The organism is Aeromicrobium phragmitis, assembly GCF_003674095.1.
In the GTDB taxonomy this organism is placed as follows: Bacteria; Actinomycetota; Actinomycetes; order Propionibacteriales; family Nocardioidaceae; genus Aeromicrobium; species Aeromicrobium phragmitis.
The window spans coordinates 1-443 of sequence record NZ_RDBF01000094.1 but is presented as its reverse complement, the minus strand read 5'-3'; the positions used below and the strand labels follow the sequence as shown (position 1 = coordinate 443).

The 443-nt window shown below is 72.2% G+C and carries 1 pseudogene; it reads right to left on the bottom strand.

The features are described from left to right. Window positions 1-443, bottom strand: a pseudogene (locus D9V41_RS17940) (transcription-repair coupling factor); the annotation flags it as partial.

Here is a 443-nt window from a genome sequence, read left to right as displayed (position 1 = left end):
GGTCGTCGTACGTCAGCACGACGAAGCCGAGATCGGCCGCGATGAAGCCCTCGTCGAGATCGGCCACCGCGACCTGCACGATCCGCTCGGAACTACCCGCGCCAGGCTCCAGCACCTCGACATGGCGGGCGGCGACGTCGTGCTCGGCCAGCCACTCCACCGTTCGTTGCGCCTGGCCGGGACCGGGGACGGTCAACAGCACGGCGTGCCCCGCCTGCTGCCACGTCTGGAGATCGGCGAGCGCGGCTTCGGTGTCGCCGCGGTAGCGGGGAGCGGGCTCCACCGCGACGACGAGGCTCTCGTCGCCCATCGCGAACGGTCCCACGTCGGCCCAGGTGTGGCCGGCGGTGGCGACGTGTTCGCGCACCTCTTCCAGATCCTTGAATGCCGCGGCGCCGAGGTCGATCGGCGACTCGCCGCCCGTCGCTGCGGCCGCCCACGAG